The organism is Microcystis sp. T1-4 (genome assembly GCF_000297435.1).
Lineage (GTDB): Bacteria > Cyanobacteriota > Cyanobacteriia > Cyanobacteriales > Microcystaceae > Microcystis.
The window spans coordinates 1-4,221 of sequence record NZ_CAIP01000072.1 but is presented as its reverse complement, the minus strand read 5'-3'; the positions used below and the strand labels follow the sequence as shown (position 1 = coordinate 4,221).

The 4,221-nt window shown below is 42.4% G+C and carries 4 protein-coding genes and 2 pseudogenes; 1 reads left to right on the top strand and 5 read right to left on the bottom strand.

The annotated features are described in order from the left end of the window. Window positions 1-72 precede the first annotated feature (72 nt). From MICAI_RS25675 to MICAI_RS03795, 4 genes and pseudogenes are all read right to left on the bottom strand, one after another. A pseudogene (locus tag MICAI_RS25675) lies at window positions 73-198 on the bottom strand (ABC transporter ATP-binding protein); the annotation flags it as partial. A gap of 18 nt (window positions 199-216) precedes the next feature. Next, entirely contained in the window at window positions 217-1,389 is a 1,173-nt protein-coding gene (gene devC, locus MICAI_RS03805) for an ABC transporter permease DevC (protein ID WP_008198022.1), read from the bottom strand. Window positions 1,390-1,472: 83 nt separating this feature from the next. After that, the gene (locus MICAI_RS03800) at window positions 1,473-2,756 is read right to left on the bottom strand and encodes an ABC exporter membrane fusion protein (protein ID WP_008198018.1); all 1,284 of its coding nucleotides are present in this window, start codon (window positions 2,754-2,756) and stop codon (window positions 1,473-1,475) included. A 31-nt stretch (window positions 2,757-2,787) separates the two neighbouring features. Further along, window positions 2,788-3,360, bottom strand: coding sequence for a TetR/AcrR family transcriptional regulator (locus tag MICAI_RS03795; protein ID WP_008198016.1), 573 nt, complete (start codon window positions 3,358-3,360; stop codon window positions 2,788-2,790). A gap of 135 nt (window positions 3,361-3,495) precedes the next feature. Between MICAI_RS03795 and MICAI_RS03790 the strand changes: the two genes are divergently transcribed. Next, window positions 3,496-3,786 (top strand): DUF2288 domain-containing protein, encoded by a 291-nt coding sequence (locus MICAI_RS03790; RefSeq protein WP_002775585.1) that lies wholly within the window; start codon window positions 3,496-3,498, stop codon window positions 3,784-3,786. A gap of 136 nt (window positions 3,787-3,922) precedes the next feature. On the opposite strand, the pseudogene MICAI_RS03785 reads toward MICAI_RS03790, so the two are convergent. Then, window positions 3,923-4,221: pseudogene (locus MICAI_RS03785) on the bottom strand (hemolysin); the annotation flags it as partial.

Genomic DNA, 4,221 nt, shown 5'->3' with positions numbered 1-4,221 from the left:
CCCTATTTAAATAAGAGAATTTTATCGGTTCTTCGTTACTTGGTATGGTTCGGTAGGGTGTCATAAATCGACTAAATCCTTATCTGGCAAGAGATTTAATTCCCCCGTGCCAAAATAGTGATTTAAGCCTTTAATGGCAATTACGGGTTCATTCGGGCTAAAATCCCCTAATTCTCGCTCTTTTTGAAAAATCAGCATTATTTCACCCTTGATAGCTTAAAAAATATCGGCTGGATCTGCTGTCCTTAATTTGCCCATGGCGACAATTCCAGAGGCAATACACATAATAATTGTTAGGATTAAAACTTCGATCGCCCTAGCGGTAGTCATCACTATGGGTAAAAGTGTAGCGGAGGAAGCGAGATTATAAACACCGAGAGAGACGATAAACCCCGGTATATACCCCAAAACCGCTAGTAATAAAGCCTCTTGCATCAAAACCCCGACTAAATACCAATCACCGTAACCCATAGCTTTTAGGGTAGCGTATTCGGGTAAGTGATCGGTGACATCGGAATAGAGAATTTGATAGACAATGACGATACCGACGATAAAACCCACTACTGTACCTAACCCAAAGATAAAACCAATGGCTGTACCATTTGCCCAATAGGTTTTTTCCCTTTCAGCAAATTCTTCTAAAGTAAGGACTATTACTTCATTTTTAGGGAAAAGTGCCTGTAAATTGTCTTTTACTGCCTCGATATTTGCCCCCGGTTGCAGTTTAATCAGTCCTATATCGATTTCGTGGGGTTGACGTTCGGGAAAGAGCCTTAAAAAGGTAGAATCACTGGTAATGACGTTACTATCGGCAGCAAAGGAGGCACCAAGGGTAAAAATTCCCGCTACCTGTACCTCTTTTTTATTTAACTGAACTGTCAAATCGGGGTTTTTCTGGAGTAAATCGGCAATTGGACCGAATTCTGGCCTACCAGCTTGATCGTACAACACGCGATTTAACATCTTTAGATCACTGGATTTTTGATTGACTTCTGGGAGAGTAAAAACCCGTTGACTGGGATCAAAACCAAAGACTAAAGTAGTTCTTTCTAGGGCAGTTTCGGGATTGCGCCACTGGGCAGAAGCAATATAAACTGAGGCTAAGGATTGAATACCCTCGACTCTTTTAGCTTGGTACAAGCGATCGCGTGAGAAACTTTTCACGGCAAAGAGGGTATCAAATTGGGGATTAATCAGGACTAAATCCGCATCGAGGACATAATGGGGTTTAACGGAAGCATCAAATAAGGCATCCCGAAACCCCAACTGTGTAAAAATTAGGAAGTCAGCAAAAGCAATCCCGGCAATAGCTACAATCAAACGGGTTTTCTCTCGCGTCACCTGTAACCAAGATAGGGGCGTTTTTTTGAATAGATGGGTTAGTTTCATGGGGTGTTGGGTGTTGGGGTGTTGGGGTGTTGGGGTGTTGGGGTTTTAGTTAAAATTCCCCACTTCCCCACTTCCCCTAAAACCTACTCATTGATAGTTACAGTTACTTGGGAATTGGTTAAACCTGCCACTTTTTGACTGTTTTTGCGATCTAAGGCAATGCGGACAGAGATAACTTTGCGATCGAAGTTTTCCCCCGGTTGATTGCTGAAGATATTTTGTTGGTCAACTTTTAAAGCAATTAAGCGCACTTTTCCCCTAACTTCGCCCTTAAACGCCGATCCGGTAATCGTGGCAGTTTGTCCCTCGCGAATTTTGCCGATATCGCTTTGATAGATTTCGGCAATTACTTCCATGCGCTCGGTTTCAGCGAGGTCAACAATTCCTTGATCGCTGATTTGTTCCCCGATACGGGTATTGACTTTAATCACTTTGCCGGTAATTGGCGATCGAATATAGGCCTGATTTAACTCGGTTTGGGCTTTTTTAACGGCAACTAGGGCAGCATTTACCTCCGCTTGGGCTGCCTGCACATCGACTCCCCGCACTTCCGAGACTTGATTTAAAGTGGATCTGGCCTCTTTGATCTGCTGTTGACCAGTGGATTCAATCCGGGTTAGGGTAGTCTTGGCTTCTTGTATCTGTTGTTTACCAGTGCGTTCAATTCTCTCTAGGGTAACTTTTGCTTCTGTTAGTTGTTGATTACTGGTTTCTAAATTCAGTCTTTTACTATCAAAACTAGAGGCGGAAATTGCCCCTTCTTGATAGAGTTTTTCGTAGCGATCAAATTCAGCTTTGGCATTGCGATATTCTGCTTCTAATTTAGCAATTGTCGCTTTTTGGGCAGCTATATCCCCTTCTAATTGCGCTGTTAATCTTTGGATAGTTGTCCGTTGGTTTGCTTGATCCCCTACCCATTGTGCTTCGATTTTTCGCACGTTAGCGGCATTAGCATCGATTTCGCCGACTTTTGCCCCAGCTTTTACCTGTTCTAGTTTGGCTGTGGCTACTTTCACCTGTTCTTGTGCCTGTCGCAGGTTATCCTCTAATCTTTCCCGACTTTCGAGAATGGCGATTATTTGTCCCGTTTTGACGCTATCTCCTTCATCGACTAATAATTGCTTGACTCGATCGGAATCAAGCAACATCGGGGCAGATATGCTGATAATTTCTGTCCTCGGTTCAATTCTGCCTAAAGCGGTGATTTTTTGCGGTGTGGGTGACGCAATTATAGGGGTTTTGGTTTCGGGTTTGGGGGCGACTTGGGAAAGACTATACAAGGTGGTTATTCCTAATAATCCTGTGCCTAATACTATTAACCCGATCATTAACTTTTGATTGGGTTTCACAAAAGTTTTACCTTTCATAATTTTTTAGTTAATAAGTGATTGTTGTGGGTTAACAGTTTTTCTGCAAATAAGTAGTAAGAATTTTACCTAATAATTCCATTTGTTCATCGATCACAATCTGTTCATTGCACCACAGGCGCTCTAATATCAGTCCATTAATAACGCTGACAACTAACCAAGCTACACTTGGATCGCTAATACCTAAAATCTCTATTACTGCCTGATGATAGCGGCGATCAACGCGCTCAAAAAATTGACTACGACGCAGTTCTTCTCGTCCTTGATATTGAGAATAATCAATCGATAAGAATAATTGTTTGATGCAGGAATCCTCGCGATTAGTCATAAATTTTCCGAGAATTTTTAGCTTTTCTATCAGGGTTTTTCCTCGATCGATCTCGGCTTTAGCTAATAAAACATCCTGCCGGCACATCTCCTCGACTAATTGCTCGAAAAGTGCCGCTTTACTGGGAAAGTAGTGGTACAGCGTTCCCGTGGACACTCCCAATCCTTGCGCTAATTCTCTCGTCGTCATGTCAGCATAGCCTTTCTCGGCAAAGAGTTCGGCACTTTTTAAGAGGAGTTCTTTTCGGTATTGTTCTACATCTACTATCTTAGGCATAAGTTTAATATCGAACGTTCGTTATATTTTAGCTTAACATTACTATAGATGGGGAAATCGGTCGTCCCTTTGCCTGTATGCTAGAAGAAAGGGCTAATTCGTTGTTGAGCGAGCTTTTTCGCAAGGATTGACAGTATGGGTAATATTCACGAGCAGTTATTAGAGGAATTAGCCGAAGTGGAGTGGAGTGACTTGATCCCCCATGCTCAAAGGGATGCGCTGATTCTGGTTTCCGATTCCCTCAATTTAATCGAAGTGGCAGAAGCGATCGCCGGTGATCAGGTTGCTCAAGTGCAGAATTGGATCGGGGAAAAACTACTGGAAAAACCGACACAAGAGCAGTTAAGCGATTGGAATTCCCATCCCGATAACCTTTTTAATACACTAATCGTGCAACCTTTTGTGTTAATTCAGAGCATAGCTTAGATAAAACCAAACCCCCCAATCTTGTGAGATTGAGGGGTAGGAAAGAATAATCCTGGCATCGAGCTATTGTCCCGGTCGGCAACCCGACAAGTATCTTGGACAGGATGGTTGCGTACAACTGGCTAATTGCTAAATATTAAACAATATTAAAAACCCCATTGGCAAAGGCGTTACCGAGTAATAATTCATTACCAGATGAATCCGTAATTAGACCCGATACCCCATCCGTATCGAGCATCAGTGTCTTACTAGCGTTTTTAAATCTACCTACTCCAAAGAATGATATGCCTGTCCATTCAACGGTAGATAGGTCAATGTTCCCAATCTTGATAGCAACACCTTTTTTAGTGTCCGCAATGCCATCTTTGCCAAAATTACCAGAAAAAATGAATTGATCTCCACTTTCTCCTGACGCATAAACATCATTGCCTAGCA

What these genes read in the sequence shown, in the direction of transcription:
- MICAI_RS03795 (WP_008198016.1), bottom strand. Translation starts at nt 3,360, where the DNA reads ATGCCTAAGATAGTAGATGTAGAACAATACCGAAAAGAACTCCTCTTA.
- MICAI_RS03800 (WP_008198018.1), bottom strand. Translation starts at nt 2,756, where the DNA reads ATGAAAGGTAAAACTTTTGTGAAACCCAATCAAAAGTTAATGATCGGG.
- devC (WP_008198022.1), bottom strand. Translation starts at nt 1,389, where the DNA reads ATGAAACTAACCCATCTATTCAAAAAAACGCCCCTATCTTGGTTACAG.
- MICAI_RS03790 (WP_002775585.1), top strand. Translation starts at nt 3,496, where the DNA reads ATGGGTAATATTCACGAGCAGTTATTAGAGGAATTAGCCGAAGTGGAG.